Annotated in this window: 18 protein-coding genes; 16 read left to right on the top strand and 2 right to left on the bottom strand. The window is 46.1% G+C overall.

The window, feature by feature from the left end:
• Positions 1-113: 113 nt before the first annotated feature.
• Positions 114-899, bottom strand: coding sequence for a helix-turn-helix domain-containing protein (locus AC58QT_RS09260; RefSeq protein WP_497408655.1), 786 nt, complete (start codon positions 897-899; stop codon positions 114-116).
• A 240-nt stretch (positions 900-1,139) separates the two neighbouring features.
• Here AC58QT_RS09260 and AC58QT_RS09255 point away from each other — a divergent pair, with 240 nt between their 5' ends.
• The 16 genes from AC58QT_RS09255 (at position 1,140) to AC58QT_RS09180 (ending at position 22,537) form a co-directional block, all read left to right on the top strand.
• Positions 1,140-2,297 (top strand): amidohydrolase family protein, encoded by a 1,158-nt coding sequence (locus AC58QT_RS09255; protein ID WP_497408654.1) that lies wholly within the window; start codon positions 1,140-1,142, stop codon positions 2,295-2,297.
• On the top strand, positions 2,294-2,668 hold the full coding sequence (locus AC58QT_RS09250) for a Rieske (2Fe-2S) protein (RefSeq protein ID WP_497408653.1): 375 nt from the start codon (positions 2,294-2,296) through the stop codon (positions 2,666-2,668). Before AC58QT_RS09255 ends, AC58QT_RS09250 begins: the two co-directional genes overlap by 4 nt.
• A gap of 152 nt (positions 2,669-2,820) precedes the next feature.
• Positions 2,821-3,681: a DUF421 domain-containing protein gene (locus AC58QT_RS09245; RefSeq protein WP_497408652.1), complete on the top strand. Its 861-nt coding sequence runs from the start codon at positions 2,821-2,823 to the stop codon at positions 3,679-3,681.
• A gap of 273 nt (positions 3,682-3,954) precedes the next feature.
• Positions 3,955-5,517: a histidine ammonia-lyase gene (gene hutH / locus AC58QT_RS09240; protein WP_497408864.1), complete on the top strand. Its 1,563-nt coding sequence runs from the start codon at positions 3,955-3,957 to the stop codon at positions 5,515-5,517.
• A 31-nt stretch (positions 5,518-5,548) separates the two neighbouring features.
• Positions 5,549-7,225, top strand: a complete 1,677-nt coding sequence (gene hutU / locus AC58QT_RS09235) for a urocanate hydratase (RefSeq protein WP_497408651.1) — start codon at positions 5,549-5,551, stop codon at positions 7,223-7,225.
• A gap of 15 nt (positions 7,226-7,240) precedes the next feature.
• Positions 7,241-8,539 (top strand): imidazolonepropionase, encoded by a 1,299-nt coding sequence (gene hutI / locus AC58QT_RS09230; RefSeq protein WP_497408650.1) that lies wholly within the window; start codon positions 7,241-7,243, stop codon positions 8,537-8,539.
• Positions 8,536-9,519 (top strand): formimidoylglutamase, encoded by a 984-nt coding sequence (gene hutG, locus AC58QT_RS09225; RefSeq protein ID WP_497408649.1) that lies wholly within the window; start codon positions 8,536-8,538, stop codon positions 9,517-9,519. Before hutI ends, hutG begins: the two co-directional genes overlap by 4 nt.
• Positions 9,520-9,719: 200 nt before the next feature.
• Positions 9,720-10,640: an aldo/keto reductase gene (locus tag AC58QT_RS09220; RefSeq protein WP_497408648.1), complete on the top strand. Its 921-nt coding sequence runs from the start codon at positions 9,720-9,722 to the stop codon at positions 10,638-10,640.
• Between the two features lie 189 nt (positions 10,641-10,829).
• Positions 10,830-12,584: a sensor histidine kinase gene (locus AC58QT_RS09215; protein WP_497408647.1), complete on the top strand. Its 1,755-nt coding sequence runs from the start codon at positions 10,830-10,832 to the stop codon at positions 12,582-12,584.
• The gene (locus AC58QT_RS09210) at positions 12,577-14,223 is read left to right on the top strand and encodes a response regulator transcription factor (RefSeq protein WP_497408646.1); all 1,647 of its coding nucleotides are present in this window, start codon (positions 12,577-12,579) and stop codon (positions 14,221-14,223) included. The genes AC58QT_RS09215 and AC58QT_RS09210 overlap by 8 nt, the downstream gene beginning before the upstream one ends.
• 173 nt (positions 14,224-14,396) lie before the next feature.
• Entirely contained in the window at positions 14,397-15,332 is a 936-nt protein-coding gene (locus AC58QT_RS09205) for an ABC transporter permease (RefSeq protein ID WP_497408645.1), read from the top strand.
• A gap of 10 nt (positions 15,333-15,342) precedes the next feature.
• Positions 15,343-16,305 (top strand): carbohydrate ABC transporter permease, encoded by a 963-nt coding sequence (locus tag AC58QT_RS09200; RefSeq protein WP_497408644.1) that lies wholly within the window; start codon positions 15,343-15,345, stop codon positions 16,303-16,305.
• A 53-nt stretch (positions 16,306-16,358) separates the two neighbouring features.
• Complete coding sequence (locus AC58QT_RS09195; RefSeq protein ID WP_497408643.1) at positions 16,359-17,894, top strand: ABC transporter substrate-binding protein; 1,536 nt, start codon at positions 16,359-16,361, stop codon at positions 17,892-17,894.
• 9 nt (positions 17,895-17,903) lie between these two features.
• Positions 17,904-18,821 carry a phytanoyl-CoA dioxygenase family protein gene (locus AC58QT_RS09190; protein WP_497408642.1) on the top strand — a complete coding sequence of 306 codons (918 nt, stop codon included), beginning with the start codon at positions 17,904-17,906 and terminating at the stop codon, positions 18,819-18,821.
• Between the two features lie 185 nt (positions 18,822-19,006).
• Complete coding sequence (locus tag AC58QT_RS09185) at positions 19,007-21,451, top strand: sugar-binding protein (RefSeq protein ID WP_497408641.1); 2,445 nt, start codon at positions 19,007-19,009, stop codon at positions 21,449-21,451.
• A gap of 45 nt (positions 21,452-21,496) precedes the next feature.
• Positions 21,497-22,537, top strand: a complete 1,041-nt coding sequence (locus AC58QT_RS09180; RefSeq protein ID WP_497408640.1) for a peptidyl-prolyl cis-trans isomerase — start codon at positions 21,497-21,499, stop codon at positions 22,535-22,537.
• 69 nt (positions 22,538-22,606) lie between these two features.
• On the opposite strand, the gene AC58QT_RS09175 is transcribed toward AC58QT_RS09180, so the two are convergent.
• On the bottom strand, positions 22,607-23,545 hold the full coding sequence (locus tag AC58QT_RS09175) for a hypothetical protein (protein ID WP_497408639.1): 939 nt from the start codon (positions 23,543-23,545) through the stop codon (positions 22,607-22,609).
• Positions 23,546-23,617 lie beyond the last annotated feature (72 nt).

Genomic DNA, 23,617 nt, shown 5'->3' with positions numbered 1-23,617 from the left:
GAAAACCGCATATCCAGCGCTAGCCCCGCGCAAACGCGGCAGATCCCGCCGCTGGTAGCGCGAAAACCGCGCTTACAGCGCAAGCCCTGCCTCGCGACCAGCTGGAACAACAATCAAATTTGATTGTTGTTCCTAAACTCAGATGTCGTTACCCCGACTTTCGCACGGAACACACGGCTTAGGTACGATCCATTCTCATACCCGCAACGCGCAGCGATCGCTTCCAACGTATCGTTGGTTTCAAGCAGCCTACGCTTGACTTCCTCCAGTCGCAGCTTCGTGACGTATTCCACGGGCACGGTCCCGTACTCCAAACGGAAGCGGCGGGTTAGCTCAGAAGGTTGGATACCGAGCTTCCCAGCAATATCCTGCATGTGAATCTCACCGAACAGATGCCTATGGATGTGTCCAGCGGCCTGTTGCATGAGAGGATCGGTGCTTTTTTTGCGGCTTTGCGCGTATTGTCGCTCCAAATCACACAAATGTAGAATATCCATAAGCATGTGATTCGCTATTGTTGTTATATTCGAGCTCGTCCCCGAGGATTGCCAGGTTTTGCGAAGATAAGCATAGGTTGAGGTTAGTCGGTTAACATCGCCAATACTCACTTTACCCACCGGAAGGATAGGAAAATATGGATTATTTTCGATAAGTGAGGTGAAGGAGAGGAGGTGAAATGTAATTTCTCCCAACGACTTTCGCTTAAAAAGAGTACCAGGCGGGACGCACACCAGATCCCCGAATGAGGCTCTGCCGGAGAGGTCACCGACCGTATAATCGAACGAACCCGATTCTACGCCAAGTATGACGTAATATTTATGTATTTCTTGACTTTTGATAAAGCCTGGCTGCGGCCCGGCGTACGTATATATGTTCAATTCAAACGAAGGATTGTACATCAAGTTCACCTCATTTTGCTCTAAAAATAGGTTATCTTGAGTGTACCATGATTTCACGGCTTCGTCAGAGGCAACACGTTAAAAAAAGTACAGCAAATATATAAAATGCGTGCATATATTTGGCAAACCACTGCCTGTAAGATGAAAGTATGAGATCTCATTCAGGAACGAAATGTCGGATTCATGCATGATCCGATTTATGCAATCCAGCTGAATAAATACAAGGAGTGGTGAACGCAAATGAGCACGATCGAACCTGGAGAAATGGTCCAAACTGTTGAAGCGAATCCAATTGCTGCAAGAACAAGAATAAAACAATCGATTATAGACACAGACATCCATGCATCGGCTCCACGAGAGCACATGCTGTCATATATGCCAAGAGTATATCGTGAGCAAGTGTCCACATTCGGATGGCGTATGCCATCGCAAGGAGGCATGTATTTAAACGGAGGGACTAGGGGCTCGATGCAAGACATTCACTATGTGGATGATGGGACAGAAGACAGCCATTTGAAGCATTTGCAGAAATATCATTTAGACCGATACAATCTGGAATACGGCATACTTACGGGAGCAGAATACGATGTTCATGGTACACCAGATACCGATTTTGCAGCGGCTGTATGTTCGGCGCACAACGACTATTACGCGGAGAGATACCTATCGCGGGATAGCAGATTGAAAGGGTCCATTCTTATTCCAAAACAGGACCCCATCCTGGCTGCAAAAGAAATTGATCGGCTGGGCAGCCATCCTGGCATGGTACAAGCTATCGTCTCGAATGGTGCTCAGAAGCCATATGGCCAACGATTTTATCATCCGATTTATGAAGCGTGTGTCCGACATAATCTGCCTTTTACAATCCATGTCAGTATGGAGGGATTAGGAATTAACAACCCGCCGACCGGTGCCGGACATGTATCAAGCTATATTGAATACAGAGCAGCCCGTGCACAAATCATGATGTCCCACCTGGCAAGCTTTATTTTTGAAGGCGTTTTCGAAAAATTCCCAACCCTCAAAGTGGTTATGATGGAAGCCGGAATGCTATGGATCGCTCCGCTCATCTGGCGGCTGGATCAGGATTGGAAAGCGCTGCGTCATCAGACACCATGGGTGAAAGAACCGCCTAGCGAGTATTATCGCAAGCATTTTAGGGTCACTTCACAGCCGCTGGAGCTGCCGCCGAAGATGGAACTGTTCCAACCGATGATGGAGGCCATTTCTGCCGAGACGAATCTGATGTTTGCCAGTGATTTTCCACATTGGGACTTTGATTCACCGATGCACGCTTTTCCGAAGCTGGCGAATGAGACGTGGGAGCGTATTTTTTATCAAAATGCTGCAGAATTATACGGTTTGCCACAGCGTGAAAGAGGAGGAGTCACAGTATGAATCGTTATGTGGTAGGGACAATTGCTGAGCTGAAGCCGGGTTCGAAGAAGATCATCGAAGCAGGTGGACGGAGCGTCGGTGTTTACAATCTAGGCGGGACGTATTTCGCGATTCGCAATCTGTGTCCGCATCAGTGTGCTTCGTTATGTGAAGGCATCACGACATCATTCCTTACATCGAAGGGGCCAGGTGAAGAATTTTGTTTTGAGCGTGAAGGGGAAATCGTGCGGTGTCCCTGGCATTTTTGGGAGTTCGACATCAAGACGGGTCAAATGATCGTTGATCCGAAAACACGCACAAAGACGTATGATGTTTCTGTCGAAAAATATGACGTGTCCGTCGAAGAGGAATACATTATTGTTCACATGTAAAATAAGATGAGAATGAACCAACCAGCTTCCCATGAAGCTGGTTATTTCACTCTAATTCTATTAGCGTTTTTCCTTTTATTGTATAAATTTCACGCGTTCAACAAACAATTTAATACAATCGGAATTTGGCATCGCAAAAAGGAGGATTCATTGTGTTAGATTGGGTTGAAATCGTTTTACGGACATTTTTATCAATTGTGGTGCTTTTCCTGATGACGAAGCTGTTGGGGAAAAGGCAAGTCACACAGCTTTCTTTCTTCGAATACATCACCGGGATTTCCATTGGTAATCTCGCGGCGTATATATCGTTGGACACGGATACGAAATGGTATCTAGGGTTGGTAGCAATAGGGGTATGGGTGGCTTGCACCTTAGGCATTGAATTTCTGCAGATGAAAAGTAAAAAAGCGCGGGATTTCATTGATAGTAAAGGGACAATCCTCATTAGAGATGGTAAAGTCATGGAAGATAATTTAAAGAAAGAACGCCTAACCACGGATGAACTTATGGAGCAACTGCGCAAAAGATCGGTATTTAAAGTGGCCGATGTGGAATTTGCCATTATGGAACCAAGTGGAGAAATTAATGTCCTCTTAACACGTGAGAATCAACCGCTAACGCCAAAACATCTAGGCATCCAAGTTGCGCCTGAGAAGGAGCCACAAGCAGTGATCATGGATGGCGTAATTATAGACGAACCTTTGGCTACGCTAGGTTTTAGCCGGGCATGGCTGAATACGGAGTTAGTTAAAATAGGTGTCACGGTCGAAAATGTATTTCTAGGTCAAGTGGATTCTTACGGCCAATTGTTTGTTGATTTGTATGATGACAAGATCACCGTACCTGTGCCACAGGAAAAAGCAGCGCTATTTGCCACATTAAAACAATGTGAAGGGGATTTAATGTTGTATGGATTATCGACTAATAATAAGAAGGCCAAAGAAATGTACGAGCAATGCTCGAAGCAAATGGAAGACATCATTGCACAACTGAAACCGATTCTCAAACGTTGACATGAAGTTGGACTTGTCATGCGGCCACAACTAGGCTTTAAGCCATCTTGACAGCTTACGAACGAGGTGTGAAAATGGGAATAGGTAAGATTAGGGAAAACAAAATAACGATAAAGTGAGTGATCGCGATGATGGATCGGCTGGAGCTGGATACCGGACAATCGCATACAATCCTCTTTTTCAAAAAGGGACCGAATGGAAGCTAACAACTTCCGTACGGTCCCTTTCTTTTGGTAAAGCGAGAAAGGAAAGGAGTCTGACTTGACCATGGCGATGGTATCCAAACATCAGGAAAGCAACCTAGAAGCGACTCCTGTTGTATTAAACGGAGAGCAATTGATACCGGAGTTAGTCGCGGCGGTTGTTTATGATCATGTGCCCGTCGTATTAGATGAGCAGGCACTCAGACGTGTCATCGCGTGCCGCAAAATGGTGGATGAACTGGTCGCTGCTGGCAAAGTGGTCTACGGGGTCACGACCGGCTTCGGCAAATTCAGCGATGTGACGATTTCCCCTCAAGATGCTGCGCAGCTGCAGGTTAACTTGATCCGCAGCCATGCCTGCGCCGTCGGCAGACCACTGCCGGAACCAACGGTTCGTGCGTTGATGATGCTGCGCGCGAACGCACTGGCCAAAGGCCATTCTGGCATCCGCTCAGAAACGCTGCAGTTGTTGCTCGACTGCATTAATCGTGACGTACACCCTGTCGTGCCGGAGCAAGGCTCGCTTGGCGCTAGCGGAGATTTGGCTCCATTGTCTCATTTGGCGCTGGTGCTGATGGGCGAGGGTGAGGCGTTTTACCAAGGTGAACGCATGTCGGGTGAGAAAGCGCTCTCGCGAGCAGGGCTCAAACCGATTAGCTTGCAGGCCAAAGAGGGGCTAGCACTAATTAACGGTACTCAGATCATGACGTCTATCGGTACGTTGGCACTTATCCAATCCCTTCGGCTAGCGAAAATCGCTGATGTGATTGCCTCCCTAACGGTCGAATGCTTGCGTGGTATTCCGGATGCTTTTGCCCATGAGGTGCAGCAGGTTCGACCGTATCCAGAACAAATCGGCGTAGCCAAAAATCTGTGCAGCTTGCTGCGAGGCAGCAAGTTGACGACACGCCAAGGTGAGCTTCGCGTACAGGATGCGTATTCTCTGCGCTGTTTACCGCAAGTACATGGGGCTACTCGCCAAGTGCTTGCTTATGTGGGGGATAAGCTGGCAATTGAAATGAACTCCGCAACGGATAATCCCTTGTTATTCGTGGAGAAGGGTCTAGTCATCTCCGGCGGAAATTTCCATGGGCAGCCGATCGCTTTTGCTATGGATTTTTTGAAAATTGGCATGAGCGAGCTTGCAAATATTTCCGAACGTCGTACCGAACGGCTAGTTAATCCAGCATTATCGGGAGGATTGCCTGCTTTTTTGAGCCACAACCCAGGCGTGGGCTCCGGCATGATGATCACGCAATATGTAAGTGCATCGATTGTTTCGGAAAATAAAGTGCTCGCTCACCCGTCCAGCGTGGACTCGATCCCCTCCTCGGCGAATCAAGAGGATCATGTGTCGATGGGAACAACAGCAGCACGTCATGCAGCACAGATCATCAGTAACGTGTCCAAGGTGTTAGCTATCGAGTTGATTTGTGCAGCTGAAGCGGCTGAATTTGTGGGAGCTGAGGGGCTTGCACCTGCTACGCGGGTTCTGTACGACAAGCTGCGGGCACTCGTACCTCCCGTTGTGGAAGACCGCTCAACCTCCCGTGATATCGAAAACGTGGCAACGGCTTTGCTGGAAGGTGAGTGGCTGCAAGCGGTGGAGGCTGTGGCAGGGACACTTTTTTGACGAATAAGCGTAACTTAGAAGGAGATCACTTATGATGAATTCTAATCCTCACAAACGAGTAATTCGCGCTCCTCGCGGAACTGAACTGTCCTGCAAAGGGTGGATTCAGGAAGCAGCTATGCGCATGCTGATGAATAATCTTGACCCGGAAGTGGCAGAACGACCGGAAGATCTCGTCGTCTACGGCGGTATCGGCAAAGCAGCTCGCAACTGGCCTTCCTACGATGCCATCATCCGCGAATTGCAGCGCCTGGAAAGCAATGAAACATTGCTGATCCAATCTGGCAAGCCGGTAGGGGTTTTCAAAACCCATGAACGAGCACCGCGTGTGCTGCTTTCGAACTCGGTACTTGTGCCGAAATGGGCGAATTGGGAGCACTTTCGTGAGCTGGAGCAAAAGGGGCTGATGATGTACGGGCAAATGACGGCGGGCAGCTGGATTTACATCGGGACGCAGGGCATTTTGCAAGGGACATATGAAACATTTGCTGAAGCTGCTCGCCAACATACTGGCGGTTCACTCAAAGGCACATTGACGTTGACCGCAGGCCTTGGTGGTATGGGAGGCGCTCAGCCGTTAGCTGTCACGATGAATGAGGGTGTCGTCATCGCGGTCGAAGTGGACCGAACACGCATTGAGCGCCGAATTCAAACTCGATATTGTGATGTGCTAGTGGAAACGCTGGATGAAGCGCTGTTGCTGGCTGCTAGAGCAATGGCAGACAATAAGGCACTAGCCATTGGTCTTCTGGGGAACGCAGCGGAAATATTCCCGGAATTCGTGCGGCGGGGTGTTAAGCCGCATTTTGTTACAGACCAAACGTCGGCTCATGATCCTTTGATCGGCTATATTCCAGTTGGTTTTACGCTGAACGAAGCAGCCGCATTGCGTGAGAAGGATCCTGAACAATATGTGAAACTTTCCAAAAGCAGTATGGCGGTTCATGTCCAAGCGATGCTCGATCTGCAACAAATGGGCTCGGTCGTCTTTGATTATGGCAACAATATTCGTCAAGTCGCTTACGACCAAGGAGTAACGAATGCTTTCGATTTTCCAGGTTTTGTTCCAGCCTATATTCGTTCACTTTTCTGTGAAGGTAAAGGACCTTTCCGCTGGGTAGCACTCTCCGGTGACCCGGAAGATATTCGCAAAACTGACGAACTTGTGCTGAAGCTGTTCCCAGAGAATGATCATCTGCGTCGCTGGATTACGATGGCGAGTGAGAGAGTAGCTTTCCAAGGTCTCCCCGCGCGAATCTGCTGGCTTGGCTATGGTGAGCGTGAACGATTCGGTCTCGCACTGAACGAAATGGTGAGAAATGGCGAATTGAAAGCTCCCATCGTCATTGGTCGTGATCATTTGGATTGCGGCTCCGTGGCTTCGCCTAACCGTGAAACGGAAGCGATGAAAGACGGTTCCGATGCCGTTGGCGACTGGGCGATCTTGAATGCGTTGATCAACACGTCAGCAGGTGCATCGTGGGTTTCTGTCCATCATGGCGGAGGTGTAGGCATGGGCTACTCGTTGCATGCAGGAATGGTCATCGTAGCGGATGGGACGGATGCAGCTGATGAACGCCTCCGCAGTGTGCTTACCAGCGATCCCGGTATGGGTGTGATCCGCCATGTGGATGCGGGCTATGATGAGGCGATTGAAACTGCGGAAGGGCACGGCATTCGCATCCCTATGCGTGAGCAAGGACAGTGAAGGAGGAGTGAGGAGATGGAACGGATTGATTTGCTCATGATAGGGATCGGCCAATTGGTCACCCCTCCAGGAAATGTACCGCGCTGTGGGCAGCAGATGAAGGAAGTTCATGTAATCACAGATGCAGCCGTAGCCATACGTGAAGGAAGAATCGTCACATTCGGCCCTGTCGAACTTGTTCTGGAGCGTCTGACAGACATCGAAGTTGCAGCAATTGTGGATGTTGGCGGGCGTATGGTTACGCCAGGGTTAATAGATCCACACACCCATCTCGTTCACGGCGGTTCCCGTGAGAATGAGCTGGCATTGAAGCGGTCTGGTGTTTCGTATTTGGATATTTTGGCACAGGGAGGCGGCATTCTTAGCACTGTGCAGAGTACGCGGGCGGCATCGGAGCAAGAGTTATTTACGAAAGCATATAGAAGCCTGGACGAGATGCTGTTGCAGGGCGTCACGACAATCGAAGCAAAAAGCGGTTACGGTCTCTCCGTGGAGGACGAATTGAAGCAACTGCGAGTGGCCAAACAGTTGAACAATAAGCATACGATTGATATCGTTTCTACGTTTATGGGTGCGCATGCGGTACCTCTAGCCTATAAAGGTCGCACCGAGGACTACGTAGATCTCGTCATTCATGAAATGCTTCCCATGGTGGCTGAACAGGGTCTAGCTGAATTCTGTGACGTGTTCTGTGAGCATGGTGTTTTTTCCGTTGAGCAGTCACGCCGTATTCTGCTGAAAGGGAGGGAATATGGTTTGATTCCGAAGCTGCACGCAGATGAAATAAAACCGCTTGGCGGCGCAGAGCTGGCGGGCGAAGTCGGTTCGATTTCGGCTGAACATTTGCTGGCAGCGACGGATAAAGGGTTGGCTGCGATGGCCGAGCATGGTGTGATTCCAGTGCTCTTACCTGGCACTTCGTTCAACCTAGGTCTGGCGAGACATGCGCGCGCGCGCGACATGATCGATATCCATGAGCTGCCGGTGGCGCTGTCAACGGATTATAACCCAGGCTCCTGTCCAACGGAGTCGATCCAGCTAATCATGATGCTGGCTTCCCTGAACTTGAAAATGACGCCAGAAGAGATTCTGACCGCCTGCACAATCAACGCCGCAAACGCGTTGGGGCGCGGCCATGATATTGGTTCGATTGAGATAGGGAAGCGAGCGGATTTAACGATATATGATGCACCGAATCTTGCTTATCTGCCCTATCATTTCGGAGTTAATCATACGTTTGGTGTCATCAAAAACGGCAAGGTGGGCGTATGGAACCGTAAGCTCATGACGAATAGGGAGGAGGCTGGGCAATGAGTGGCGAGATCCCATTTCTCAAACCACCTGATCAAGCTGCGTTCAGAGATCACATGGAAACCAAGGTTGCTCATTGGATTCGCCAATGGGACGGCCAAGAGCAGCTGCTTGCGGGAATCATCGGCATCCCGTTGTCGAAGTCGTCTATTTCGCATTCCGGCGCTTCGACGACTCCGGCGGCGGTTCGAGCTGCGTTCAAGTCGTTTACTACATATTCGATGGAGTATGGTGTTGACTTGCAATCGCTAGCTGTTCGTGATCTTGGCGATATCCAGATGCATGTGACAGATATCGCGGAATGTCATCGCCGCATCGAGGAGAGCTTGCGCACGCTGTATAATCATATGCCGGGCTTGATCCCAATCATCTTTGGTGGTGATCATTCCACAAGCTGCCCATCAATCAAAGCCTTCGTCAATCGGTATGCCGGACAGAAAGTGGGAATCCTTCATTTTGATGCTCACCATGATGTCCGTAATTTTGAGGACGGAGGCGTCACCAATGGTACACCGTTCCGTGGGATCCTCGAATCCGGTCTAGTCGAGGGACACCATGTCGTACAAATCGGTATTCGTGGTTTTATGAATTCGAAGCCGTACCATGACTACGTGAAAAGTAAAGGCGTACATGTCTATACATCACGTGATATTCGGCGGATGGGGATGGATGCGGTGCTCGACCAAGCCATTCAACTCGCTGGAAATGAGACAGATGCGCTGTATGTGAGCTTCGATGTTGATGTCATCGATCAGGCGTATGCCCCGGGATGCCCAGCGATCGGTACAGGCGGGATACATCCGTGGGATGCCTTGGATGCGCTGTACCGTCTAGGATCGTTGCCACAGGTGCAAGGACTAGACTTCGTCTGCATCGACCCGACCGTGGATGTGCGGAATGTGACCTCGCGTCTTGCCGTGCAGTTCATGTTAAGCTTCTTGGCAGGGCTCGCGGAGCGCCCCTCAACATTTCAAAAGGCATAAGTTTGGTTATATGCGTAAATGAAAAAGCCGCTAGTTCCAAAGTAGTTGGAGCAGGCGGCTTCTTCTTTTGGCGGTAATGACCGCGACAGTTGTCTAAAACTTACGTTGTCATTTCTTGAATCTGAGTGAGCAATATGTGACAATGGGAGAGGCGAATCAGACATACATAAAAAAGATGGAGTTTTGAAGGAGGATAAATCATGTTAAAAACAATGAAGCTTGGAACTAGTTTGTTAGAAGTTCCAGTTATTGCCGTAGGTTGTATGCGAATTAACTCATTGGACAAGCTCGAAGCAGAACGCTTCGTACAAGGAGCTATGGATATCGGAGCTAATTTCTTCGATCATGCGGATATATACGGTGGCGGAACCTGTGAGGAAATTTTCGCGGATGCCATTCATATGAATGATGATGTACGTGAGAAGATGATTTTGCAATCCAAATGTGGTATTCGCAAAGGGATGTTCGACTTCTCCAAGGAGCATATTCTGGAATCTGTAGATGCGATTTTGAAAAGACTCAAAACGGATTACTTGGACATTCTGCTTTTGCATCGTCCGGATGCGTTAGTAGAGCCAGATGAGGTCGCTGAAGCTTTTGACCGACTTGAAAGTACGGGGAAAGTGAGACATTTCGGTGTTTCCAATCAAACGCCACTACAAATTCAATTATTGAAAAAATCAGTCAAACAGCCACTTGTCGCGAATCAGTTGCAGTTAAGTATCACGAACGCTACGATGATTTCGAATGGGATCAATGTGAATATGCTCAATGATTCCGCCGTTGACCGTGATGGTGGTATCTTGGACTACTGCCGCTTGAACGATATTACTATTCAGCCATGGTCACCGTTCCAGTATGGATTCTTCGAAGGTGTATTCCTCGGGAACGAGAAGTTCCCAGAGCTGAATAAGAAGATTGATGAAATCGCTGCGAAATATGAGGTGTCCAATACGACGATCGCGATTGCCTGGATACTACGCCATCCAGCACATATGCAGCCGGTTACGGGGACAATGAATATCAATCGCTTAATTGAATGTGCGAAAGCTGCCGATGTGCATTTGACGCGTCAAGAATGGTATGAGATTTATCGTGCAGCAGGGAATGTTCTTCCATAAGTATTAGAATTTGAATAGAAAACGTTCACTCCAATGGAGTGGACGTTTTTTTTTGAGGAAAAAACAAAAAAATTCTTAAACTCTCCCAATTGTATTTGGTAGTATTTGGTTTAAACTAGATACAACAAATGGAAGTATGTGTATTTGCGAACTTTTGTTCAAATGTGCAAGTGGGGGGAGTTGATAGGATTGCGCGGAGTCAGTTTGATTTTCAAAGTGTTGCTTGGATTTGTCGTGATAACGACAGCGCTAATTCTATTTTTATACTACAATAACGCCTATGGCAGGAAGATTTTACGTGAAGAAGTGTCCAAAACCAACTATACCTTATTACAATCACACGGCTTACAGATGGATAACGGGCTTCAAGAAGCGACGTATTATCTGCTTAGGTTAATAACCAGTGATACCTCCTACCCTGATTTGATAACGCTTTCGCTGTTTCCGATAGAGTCAAGTAACTATTTTTTTGCCAAACAACGGACCATGAAGTCGTTCTCCAATAATTTAGATGTATTTCGGGAAGTTGATATCTTTTTTGTATACTCCAAAACGACGGACGAAGTCATTTTTGTTACGAGAGATCAACACTTGTTAACGGAATCGGATCACATGATTCGGACAGAAATGCTCCAAGCTGCTGACGATCCGAACAAAACCTGGCGATCAACAAAGCAAGGGGATCACAGATATTTATTTCGCACTGAGAAAATTAGCCCAGAGTTAATTGTCGGGGCTGTAGTGAATGTCGGTACGTTTCTTTCTCCATTAGGTGATGTCCGATTCGGGGATAAAGGAATGGCGATGCTGCTTGATATCAACCGGGAACCGATTAACGATATTTCGATACCTGCTGAGCAGATGGCGGTAGCAAGAGGAGCCAGAGGTTCTGAACCGTTAGGGGATGGAACCTTCCGAATGAGCTATGAAGGAGTGCCGTATTTAATAATCGGTTATCCATTGAAGGAAACAGGACTTGAACTGGCGGCTATTTTGCCAGAGCAGGATCTGTTGCGAAGGCTGACTTTTTTCCAACGTATGATCTATATGATTCCGATTGCGGGTACGGTTGTACTCATTGTGTATTATCTTTTTCTCAAAAATGTGCTGCAGAAGCCGCTTCAAGAATTAATGACCGGGATGCGAAGCATTATGCGAGGCAATCTAGAGTTTCGAATTGCGGCAGGGAATGTGCGGGAATTTGTTTTCTTAACGGATACGTTTAACAAAATGGTCACACAGATTCGCTATTTGAAAATGGACGTATACGAAGAGCAATTAAAAAAGAAAGAAGCGGAATATAAACATCTGCAAGCACAGATTAATCCGCATTTCTATTTGAATTCACTCAATCTCATCTATAGCCTCTCGGAGTTAGAGGAGAACGCCTTAGTGCAAAAAATGACGGAGCATCTTGCCGATTATTTCCGTTTTATTATGCGAGGAAGCCGAGAATACGTGACAATCGAAGAAGAAACTGCACATATCCGTGACTATTTAGAAATTCAAAAACTTCGTTTTCCAAGCAAAATGTTCTATACCTGTGAGATTTCTGACAAGCTGCTCGCGATCCCGCTTCCTCCGCTAAGTATTCAACCTTTCGTGGAAAACGCAGTCGTTCATGGGATGAAAAAGCCTGGACATATTTTTCGACTCGATATCCAAATAAATCAGTCCGTTACGAATTTGGCATGCATGGACATCCGAGTAACCGATAATGGACCAGGATTTCCAGCTGACCTGTTACTTGCACTGCAAGAAGGCAGTTACGCGGGTAACAGTTCTGTGAAGCATTTAGGGATATGGAATGTACAAGAGAGGTTGAGGTTAAAGTATGGCCAAGCTGCGAGCTTTTCATTTAAAAATCTAAAGACTGGCGGGGCAGAAGTGATACTATCTGTACCGATTCAGCAACAAAGAGGAGACGAGGATAACCATGATTAATCTGTTAATTGTGGACGATGAAGAATATACGGTCCGAGCGCTGTATAAAGCGATTGATTGGGCTGCTGAAGGAATAACGACGATTTATACAGCCGCAGACTCGGATGAAGCGATGACAATCATGAAGCAGCATACCGTTGACCTCATCATTTGTGATATTGAAATGCCAGGCATGAACGGACTGGAGTTACAGGAATGGGTGAATACATCGGCATCAGCCATGGTTACCATTTTCTTGACAGGTCATGCGGATTTCACTTATGCGCAGAGAGCGATTCAGCTGGGAGGATTCGATTATCTGCTGAAACCCGTAAAGAGAGATCATTTACGGAAAGTCGTGGAAAAGGCTGTAAGTCAGGTTAGACAAGAGAAAGAATGGCAGCACTACAATGAAAATGTTCAGAAATATACGTCCATTTGGGAGAAGCAGAAGCCTTTATTAATTGAACGTTTTTGGCAGGATGTACTGGATGAGAAAATCCGTAGGAATGAGATTGAAATCGAGCAGTCGTTAGTCGCCTCCGAGCTGGCTCTGACAAGGACAACGTTAATTGTTCCTATTCTAATCAGCGTGGAACGTTGGCATAAAGAATTTACACTTCGTGATGAAGAGATCATGAATTACGCGTTGCGGAATGTAGCTGGTGAGATGTTACTAGATGGCCATACTGGAACGGTTATACAGAATCGAAGTGGATTGAACCTTGTATTAATCTATGTGAATGAGGAGAGTGCGGTTTTACTTGAGCAGAATTGGGAAAAAGCTTGTGCAGCGTATGCCCATGCCTGCTCGCTCTACTTGTATTGCACCGTATCTTGTTTTATTGGCAAACCTACCGTTCTTACCGATATTTCGCAAACAGTTTATGAATTAATTGATACGGAGCATGAGCACGTATCTGGTCATAGTCTTATTCGACTCGTTGACAGCGAGGTACAGAAACCAACAAATATGCGGCAATTTGCTATTCCGATCGCGTGGGAAGAATGGGTCAAGCTATTCGAGTGCGGCAAACGAACGGAATTAACAATACGACTTCAGGACTTGTTCACCGAACTTCGTGGATCGGCTGTAGACGCTGAGATTATTAGTGCGGTATACCATTCCTTGTTAAATTTCATTTATCATGCTGCTCATAAGAAAGGCTGGCCCGTCAAAATGCTTTTGCCTGAGGGCCGACGAGGTGAGGAGAAGAATCCGCCACGATCCCTTAACCAATTACAAACGTGGGCAGAGCGGCTATTCTCCGCGGCTATGAAGCAAATGGCAGAGAGTGGCGTAGAGAATCTGGCGTTAATCGAGACGATTAAAACGTATATTCAAGAAGATTTGAACGGCGTGACACGCGAAAAAATTGCTTCCTATGTTCATCTTAACGCAGCTTATTTGTCTCGGGTTTTCAAAAAAGAGACGGGACAATCCATGATGGATTACATCATTGCTGAGAAAATGAAGCAAGCCAAAATGCTGCTCATTGATTCACGCACCCGAATTAGTGATATCTGCGAGCAATTGGGCTATGAAAATTTCTCTCATTTTAGCAAAATGTTCAAGCGTGACGCGGGAATGACCCCACAGGAATATCGCAAGAGCTATCAGAGTCTTTACCTTGACTCAGGGAGCAGTAGTCATTCTTGATAGGGAGCTATGTGGCACGTAAGGCCGAAGCGGAATGGATTTCCTGTTTCGGTCTTTTTCATTTCAATCAAGTCATAAAAGCAGTAATAATGTCATTTGACATCGTAGTTCAGATTCTCTTTCAGCGATAAACTAAGCTATATCAAGTTCAACTGGAGAGAGAGGCGGCACACGTGTTCAAAGCTGTTAATGGTAAACTGCTTATTCGTAAAATCATCAAGGATCGATTTCTGTTGCTCATGTTGCTTCCTGGGACCCTTTACTTATTAGTCAATAATTATGCGCCTATGTTTGGTACGTTAATTGCCTTTAAGAGCATTAATTACGCCGATGGCATTCTGAAAAGCCCTTGGGTGGGATTTAAGAATTTTGAGTTTTTATTCCAAACGACGGATGCATGGTTAATTACAAGGAATACGCTGCTTTACAATCTAACTTTTATTATTCTTAATCTGATTTTCGGAGTTGGCGTCGCCATTGCGCTGAATGAGCTTCGAAGCCGGTTTATGGCGAAAATGTACCAGAGTATCTTATTTTTACCTTATTTTCTATCAGCGGTCATTGTCGGATACCTAGGTTTTTCCCTGCTGAATCAGGAGTATGGTTTCATCAATAAAGCCATACTGGAGCCTTTAGGCTTTGAAGCCATTGCTTGGTACAGTGAGCCCAAATGGTGGCCATATATTCTTCCACTGGTGCAGCTCTGGAAAAATATCGGTTATGGCAGCATTATCTATCTGGCTGCCATCATCGGCATTGATGGTGAGTACTATGATGCGGCCCTTATGGATGGTGCTTCCAAATGGCAGCAAATCACGAAGATAACCATACCGATGCTGAAACCGATCATGATCATTCTTACCATTTTGGCTGTCGGACATATTTTAAATGCAGATTTCGGTCTATTTTACCAAGTACCTTTGGATGCTGGGGCTTTGTACACCACAACGAATGTTATTGATACGTACGTATACCGTGCCTTGCTTCATCTGGGCGATATTGGCATGGCCTCCGCTGCTGGCTTATATCAATCCATGGTCGGATTTGTTGTTGTTATCGTTGCGAACAGCATCGTTCGAAAAATAAATCGCGAACATGCGCTATTCTAGGAGGTTCAACATGGATTCTATCGCTATGGAAACCAAGAAACGGTCATCTGCTGTGATCACACGGCGTACACGTAACCCGAACAGCATCTCAAGGCCTGCAAGTATGGTGCTTAATCTTTCCTTCATTCTCTATTGTGTGATCAGCTTGGTCCCTGTCCTGCTAGTCTTATCAGTCTCTTTCTCAGATGAAAATGCCATCGCTTTGCACGGTTACAGACTTATTCCAGAATCCTTCAGCCTAGCCGCCTATCAATATTTGTGGCAGGATGCTGCGCACATTGCCAGGGGATATAGTATATCTATTTTTGTCACAGTGGTAGGCAGTTTATTAGGATTAACGGTGACCGCATTGTTTGCCTACCCGCTTTCGCGTATGGACTTCAACTTCCGTGGCTTCTTCTCATTCTTCATCTTCTTTACGATGATCTTTAGCGGTGGGCTTGTACCTTGGTACCTTGTGTATACGAAGCTGTTTCCGATCAAGGATACGTTATTTGCACTTATCATTCCGAATCATCTCATGAATGCTTTCTTCGTCATCATGGTGCGCACCTTTTTTCAAACAACGATCCATCCATCCTTAATAGAATCAGCCAGTATTGACGGTGCAGGAGAGTTGAAAATATTCCGCAGTATCGTTCTCCCTTTATCCTTGCCTGTACTTGCAACGGTGGGTTTATTTTACACCATTGGCTATTGGAATGATTGGTTTAATAGTTTAGTGTTCATTAACAACGATAGCCTCGTGAATTTACAATACATGATGTATAAGGTGATGAGGAACTTACAGTATTTGACGGCGAATGCCCAAGTAAGTGGAAGTGTAAATATCTCATCTGAAATAGCCAAACTTCCTAATGAAACAGTTCGTATGGCCATGTGTATTACGGGTATGGGGCCTATTGTGCTAGCTTTTCCGATGTTTCAGAAGTATTTCATTAAAGGCCTCACGGTAGGCGCAATTAAAGGCTAGTTCCGGGAAATGACCGGTTAGCATAGATGATGTGTACAAATAGGAGGGTTCATATGGCAATCAGAAGAGCGATGCCTGTCGTATTGGCTTCAGCTGTATCGATGTCGGTGCTGTTCAGCGGATGTACATCGACAAATTCAAATGAAGGTAGTAAAGAGTCTAGTGTACCAACAAGCGCACCAGCGACACCAGCGACGACAGCAAAGACACTTGCGCCCTACAAACTTAGTATGTACATTCCTGCAGCGGGTGCACCGGCTGATCTGAAGCTGGTAAATGAGGAGATTAGCGCTTATTTAAAAGAGAAAATCAATGCTACTTTTGAGTTAAATGTGTTAGCGTGGGCTGATTGGCAGGACAAAATGAATTTGAAGTTCGCCTCCAGCGATCCCTTTGATTTGATTTGGACCGTGGCGTGGGATAACTTTACGACCAAAATTCAACAAGGCTCGCTGATTGATATGACCACACTTATCGATAAATTTGCGCCAGATGCCAAGAAAATTATCAATCCAGCCCTATTGGAGGGTTCCAAAATCAACGGCAAGAACTACTCACTCCCCGTCAACAAAGAGTTGGGCAGTCAACGTGGCATCATGCTGCGTAAGGACTTAGTCGAGAAATATAAGATTGATCTCTCGCAGATTAAGTCAATCAATGATCTTGAACCTATTTTTCAAATGATCAAAGAGAAGGAGCCTAAGGTCACCCCGCTCTATATTAATAAAGACAGCAACGTTGTATATACCATGAATGTGGCTAATTTCGATGGTAATCTCATGCGTAATGCAACTGACTTTAAGGTCGTTAGTATATTTGAAACACCGGAATACCGTAAATCACTGGATTTGGCCCGCAAATGGTATGTAGGTGGTTATGTTAATAAAGATGCGGCAACTCTCACCGATATGATGAGCGGACTGAAGTCTGGCAAAGCATTCTCCTTCTTTGAGTGGTTGAAGCCAGGGAAGGACGCTGAAGTCAGTACAGCTATAGGGATTGATTGGGTGCAAGTGCCATTGACGCAGCCTCTGATTGCGACAAGTGATACAACGGGCTCCATGGTTTCGATTTCTCGAACGTCCAAAGATCCGGAACGCGCTGCGATGTTCTTAAATTTGCTGTACACAGATAAGAAGCTACTCAATATGATTGCTTTCGGTATTGAAGGCAAACATTACGCCAAGGTAGAGGGTAAGAACGATGTGATCGATTTCCCGAAAGGTGTCACTGCACAGACCTCAGGGTATAACCTGAATCAGGGCTATATGTTCGGCAATCAGTTTAACGATTATCTCTGGGCGAATGAAGATCCAGCAAAATGGGATAAATTTAAAACATTTAATGAAAAAGCGGAAACCTCCAGATTGCTTGGCTATAATTTCGATCAGTCTAGTGTGAAGAACGAGATGGCAGCCATTACCAACGTGAAAAAGGAATTTGAACCTGCCCTTGTCACGGGGACACTGGATCCCAATGAGATCCTGCCAAAGTATATCGAAAAAGCGAAATCGGTAGGGCAAGAAAAAGTATATGCGGAGCAGCAGAAGCAGATTGACGAGTGGGTCAAAACAAAAGGAAAGAAGTGAGTTTAGCCAATGATGGCAAAAGTACTGACTACGGAAGAAATTGAGCAATTCCAGGAGCTAGGGTGGGTCAAGGTTGCACAAGCATTCAGTCGTGAGAAGGCGCTTGCTTGTCAGGATTTCCTTTGGAATAAGGTCGAAGAAGCCTATTCAGTCAAACGAGATCAGCCAGAAGGCTGGAATCGATCCCTCATTTTTCACCAAGTCTCGTACAATGGTCCTGTGTTTGATGTCTGCCATACACAGCGAATGGCCGATGCGATCGAGGATTTGGTAGGTGAAGGCCGGTGGCGCGAGCACATAGTCTATGACGGAAAAGATGCCGATTACCCCACTTGGGGCTGGTGGCCGGTTAACTTCCATCTAGGCGGCGAAAAGTCATGGGATGTGCCAACGGATGGTTGGCACTGGGATGGTCAACATTTCCATCACTTTGTGGATAGTCCCGACCAAGGATTACTATGCTTATGCATGTTTTCTGATGTAGGTCCACAGGGTGGAGGCACGCTAGTAGCGGAAGGATCGCATAACGTCGTGGCTAAATTTCTTGCAGGTTATTCGGAAGGCATTGAACTTGGCGAAGGGATACGAACGTTGAATGCGAAGCATCCTTGGTTATCTGAATTGACCGGATTATCGCCAGCGGCATCTGAGCATGAATCGCGCATCGAGCGGTTTATGAATCAATTCCAGACGGATGCAGATGGTTTCAAGCTGAGGGTCAAAGAAATTACCGGAGAACCGGGAGATGTGATTCTGTGTCACCCATTCCTGTATCATGCTCCCTCACAGAATCATAGCGGTAAAGTACGATTTATGTGTAATCGAACAACACCTTTGTTTGACCGGATGCATCTGGAGCGAGATGACGAAGCTGGCTATTCGCCATTAGAAAGAAGTGTTCGAACTGCTTTAGGTAAGGCCTTATAAACGTATTTCAACAGGAGTGACTTCCATCGGTTTCAAAATGCTGGTTGCCGATGGAAGCGACTCCGATAAATGAATAGAGTATTGAGAGGAGGGATTAAAAAAGATATTTCTGTTGCACTGAATGAAAACGCTTTCATACAAGTTGAATTCAGTCTTATCACTAACATTTATTAGGAGGCGAAAGAATGAACCAAATGATTGGCCAACGATTCGTGGCACGACTATTCACACTGATTCTTGTAGTGACGTTAATGGGAGTTCAATTACTGCTTGTGGCGCCAACTTCTGTCTCAGCAGCAGCAGCAACCACCTATTACGTGGATTCCGATGGAGGTAATGATACGAATAGCGGTACAAGCGCAGCATCCCCCTGGAAAACATTAGCCAAGGTTAACAGCACGACCTTTGGTGCAGGGGACAAAGTGCTTTTCAAATCGGGCTCCTCGTGGACGGGGACGTTACAGCCCAATGGATCAGGTAGCAGCGGATCACCTATCATTTTCGATAAATACGGAAGCGGGTCTAATCCTGTTCTGAACGGAGCGGGGGCAGCCTCAACGGTATATCTATACAATGTCCAATATATCACGGTACAAAATTTGGAAATCACCAATGATGCAGCAACCGTTGCGAAACGCAGTGGAATTCTTGTTGTAGGTAAAGGTTCTGGTATCTTAAATAGTATTCATCTTAGGAATTTGAACATCCACAACGTCAAAGGAAGTTCAAACCGTGATACCGACATGTACTTGAATGCAGCGATCTATGTGATGACGCAAGATGGCCCTGCTGGGTCTCCGCTTGCTAGCTTCAATGATTTGGTCGTGGAAAATAATAATATTCATGACAATACGACAATTGGCTTCTACTCGAATGGAACAGGTACGCATTGGAATGATGTGACGACATTTCAGTCTTGGTATACGAATGTCCAAATCAAAAATAACACGATCGCTAGGACAGGAGCCGACTGCATCGTAGTTGGTTATGGCAACGGCGTGTTAATCGAGCATAACGCTTGCTACGATATCGGGGTGAATGGCACGAATCATCGCTGGATCGCTGGCATATGGACATGGGCGACCAAGGATGCAACGATTCAATACAATGAAGTGGCAAGAGTACATTTCCAATCGGGTACTGATAATGATTCTACCGCTTTTGACACCGATATTCACACTTATGGTACACATACGTATCAATACAATTATTCCCACGACAACGCAGGCGGTTTTTTCATGAGTATGGGGGATTTGAGAAGATTTGGCGGGCAAAATATTGTGCGCTACAACATTAGTAAAAATGATAATCACTTACATTGGGCTGACGCTACGTTTTCCAGTGGAGACCAAGAAGCGACATATGTCTATAACAATACCTTCATCCAAAACAGCGGCTATGGCTTTAAGATTCAAGGATTGAAATCTGTGTCTTGGGAAGGCAGCTATTACAATACGAAATTCGAGAATAATATCTTCTCCATTTCGGGAGGCGGGCCGATTGATTTCCCATCCACGCATCTATATGACAGTAATTTGTATGAAGGCTTCACGCCGCCAACCGATGCAAATGGAGTGATTGGAACCCCACAATTCGTCAACAGCAGTGCAGGTGGGGATGGTCGCGTAACGACAAGCGGCTTGCGGTTACAAGCCACTTCACCAGCCATTGATGCTGGTAAAGTTATTGCGAACAATGGCGGTCAAGATTTCTGGGGAACTCCTGTCGGTAACAGCCCAGATATCGGTGCAAATGAATACAATGCATCCTACACCGATACTCAAAACCCAACGGCTCCTGTTAATGTGACAGTTGCAAGTGTGACCGATGTTTCCGTTAAACTCACTTGGAATTCCTCGGTGGATAACTTCGGTGTGATGGGCTATAACGTGTATAAAGATTATAATGCAATCATGCTTACCCCCGCATCTGCTACTTCTGTTTCTATTGTTGGACTTCAGCCGAACACAACGTATGTCTTCTATGTAAAAGCTGTAGATGCAGCATGGAATTATTCCTCGGGAGGCAATGCATTGACGGTGACGACGAAATCTGCACCGCCTGCGGTATCGGCAATTCACACCGCTACGCCAGTGACGATTGATGGCAATTTGAATGAAGCAGACTGGCAAATTACGATGCCGCTAAGCAAAACGGTGAGCGGTGTGACCTATACGAGTTCCCAGTTCGGTGTGATGTGGGACAGTACCTATCTCTATGTCGGTGTGAACATTACGGATCCAGCACTATTTAATGATTCCACCAATATCTATGATGATGATTCCTTTGACATTTATATCGATGCGAATCATAATCGCAACTTTACGTACGATGCGTTTGATCGTCAATTTGCCTTTGGTTATAACGATTTGACAGCTTCTGAGAAGAACGGTCACCTCACAGGTGTGGTATTCAAAACGATACCGATAACAGGTGGCTTCAGCTTGGAAGCCGCAATTCCTTGGAGTAATTTAGGTATTACACCAACTGCGGGTATAAAATTCGGGTTTGATATTGCGAACAACGACGACAGTAATGGCGGTGCACGTGATAGTCAGACGATGTGGAATGGAACAGGTGACAATTGGACGAATACCGCTGCGTTTGGCGATGTGTTGTTACTGCCATAAATGCTTTATCAAAAGTAGGAAGCCAGCATAGAAGGGAGCCGCTGTATGAAGAACAAAGCAATCAATCATCGGACCATTTCAGGTAAAGGGACAGGGGGAAATCAATCTAAGGGAAGGCCTAACCCCATGTTGTTCGTGACCTGTTTGATCGGAATAACTATCATTGGCATCCTATGGTGGAATTTGACCCAAGCACAAGCGAAGATGACAACGATAGACAACGCTGAGGTGGTTGCGACGGTAGAGGGAGAGCCTATTATCGAACAAGAGCTCCAGTGGCAGTTGAAGAAGCTGCGTTCTCATACAGACGGCAATGTGGAAGTTAAGCTGGCAGATCAACGTGAACAAGCTTTGAAGGAAAGTATTCGTTTAAAAACACAGCTCTTGGAGGCGAAGCGAAGAGGAATCGTGGAAACTGTGCTGTATGCCGATTACGTACCGAAATGGCAAGCCGAAAATAAACGCAGAAAGGATGCGTCGTTGAGAAATGAAGTTGTTTATGGCCCAATCAGCTTAGAGGAAGATGCGTATTATGACTTCTACATATCCGACATCCTATCTAAATTACGAGATAATATCGCTGCTGAGAAACCTTTCTCACTAGAGCAGATAGCCGCATATTACAAGGAGCATCTTGACTTATATAAAAAACCAAATCGGCTTCAAACAAATATGTTTAGGGTCGCTTTCGGCAAAGAGTTAACGAAGGATGCGGCGTTTCGTACCGCACAGGTAATTGCGGATGGATTGAAACACGGAGATGCTCCTGAAAAGCTGCTGCAACTGGCAGGCAGCAAACATATCGTCGCACAGCAGCGAGCATTCAATGAGCAAACAGCTAAGCAAGATACCATGAATGGAACGAATGTGTGGAAAGGCGTTCAGGCGTTAAAAGATGGTGAAGTTTCGGTCCCTATTGAGGAAAACGGCAGTTATTTTATTTTCCAATGCGTAGAGCTGGAGGATACGGGCTTCTTACCGCTGGAGAAAGCAAGTGCAGGCATAGAAATCGCGCTGATGGAGCAAGCATTTCCAAGGATGACAGAGCGTTGGGTGAAGGAAGTTGCGGTAGACATCAAGCGTTGACAAGTAACTTGAATAGTCGTGATAAAAAAAGTCCATCATTTCCCCTAAGGGAACTGATGGTCCTTTTTATTACTCTACATGCAAGGTATGATGATTAGTAATTGTATCAAGCAATGTCTGAACATAGGCATCAATACTGAACCACCGCGTATCGATCGTAACAGAGACTTTGTTTTCAACCATGTTAATCGCTTCTCTAGGATGAAGTAGATCATATCTTGGATTATACATTTCGGTGAATGGCGGCAGATCAGCTCGTCCCATGGGAGCGATTGGTATTGCACCAAGCAGCTGCGCCTCATAAAGGGCTAGGGTTAGGCTACCGCCGATCGTGACGGATACGGCAGCGGTTGCTTTTGATAATAGTTGATAATACTCTGCATGTGGCAGTCTTCCGACTTCGATGCCCAATTCTCTCCACATGGCCACTGGATAGTGAGAAAGAGGTGTTACTGGCGAAGCCACAACGACTCTGTAGCCTAATTCCATGAATTCAAATGCCATGCGAACAGACAGATATGGTTGATAAAATTCGTTCATCCGACCTGGGAAGACTACGAGTTTTTCCCGTTCTTCGGAAGATTGGATGCCATTTAATGTGGCATTCACATAGTCGTGGTCATAGGGAAAACCAGCTGCAATGACTTCAACTTGAGAGCCTGGAGCTAGGCATCGTTTCCCCCAAGGTACCATGCTGGGATTCGTATAGAAAATGGCTTTTAAAGACGGATGATGAAAGATCCATAAGGACTCTAAGTCCAAGACATTTGTGAAAGGGTTCCAGACATCATGCTCTTGAATATAAATGTGTTCAGGCACAGGATCCGCTTCTTTGATCAAATCAAAAAGGGTGAAACGTGTAATCAAAACGGGATGCTTGGGGTCATCGGGAAGCTTGGGAGAAAAGGTATACGGCACTCCCGCGGTATCAAGTCCTTTTTTTAAACCACTGAGGTAATTGGGATACCACGCTGTTTGATCATTTTCGTCGACAAGCACATGTAACATAATAAATTGGCCTCCATGTGAACTATGTATTGAATCTATAAGCAAAATATATCATATTATAATTCGAATATC

The organism is Paenibacillus sp. J31R109 (assembly GCF_059692055.1).
Note: the sequence above shows the minus strand (reverse complement) of the source record. Positions and strands in the feature narration are given on the sequence as shown.